Raw genomic sequence first — 849 nt, 5'->3', positions numbered from 1 at the left:
ACAGCAGGACGATGAATGCTGCAAGCCAGAACAGGCGGCGACGGTTACTTGGCTGGCGTTCGTCACTTGACGTCATGCTTTGGCTCTCGTTATCGCATGGGTGTTGCGGACGGGTGGTCGATTCCGCCAGGCAGACAGACGAATAGTTAGACGGGACGGGCGGAAAAAACACCGGTCCGGGTGCGGTGTTGGCATCTTTTGCAATCAGGCGCGGCGATATGGGCGATTTTTGGGTGTTTGGCTATGGCTCGCTGATCTGGCGGCCGGGATTCGCGCATGTCGAAACCCAGCGTGCCCGCCTGCATGGTTACCGGCGCTCGCTCTGCGTCTATTCCTTCGTGCATCGCGGCACGCGCGAGCGGCCGGGGCTGGTGCTCGGCCTCGACCGTGGCGGGTCCTGCGTCGGCCTCGCATTCCGCGTCCCCGGCGACTTGCGCGACGAGGTCATGGCCTATCTTCGCGAGCGCGAACTGGTCACCAATGTCTATCTGGAGCGCATGCTCAAGATTCGCCTCGACGGGGGCGGTACGGTCGACGCGGTGGTCTACATTGTCGACCGCCAGCACGAGCAATATGCCGGAGCGCTCGACGCGGCGGATGCAGCGGCCGTGGTGCGCGGCGCGGTCGGCCAGTCCGGCAACAACGAGGACTATGTGCTGAGCACGCTTGAGCATCTCGAGGCACTGGGCATAAGCGACCACTGGCTGGAGGATGTCGCCAGCCAGGTCGCGCCTTTGTGAAGCTGGCTCTGCGGAAAAAGGCGGCCAGGCCTTTGACCTCGTTCAGGCAAGACCTAGGTTAGGCTCCGACCCTCAGCCCGCGGGCGCCATTTGCCCGCCCCAATCATCC

Annotated in this window: 1 protein-coding gene; it reads left to right on the top strand. The window is 63.7% G+C overall.

Annotation, left to right across the window (positions count from 1 at the left end):
• Window positions 1-218 precede the first annotated feature (218 nt).
• Window positions 219-740: a gamma-glutamylcyclotransferase gene (locus EN893_RS36005; RefSeq protein ID WP_127268943.1), complete on the top strand. Its 522-nt coding sequence runs from the start codon at window positions 219-221 to the stop codon at window positions 738-740.
• The last annotated feature ends 109 nt before the right edge of the window (window positions 741-849 follow it).

The organism is Mesorhizobium sp. M7A.F.Ca.CA.004.04.2.1 (genome assembly GCF_004022825.1).
Lineage (GTDB): Bacteria > Pseudomonadota > Alphaproteobacteria > Rhizobiales > Rhizobiaceae > Mesorhizobium.
This window is presented reverse-complemented; position numbering and strand designations above follow the sequence as displayed.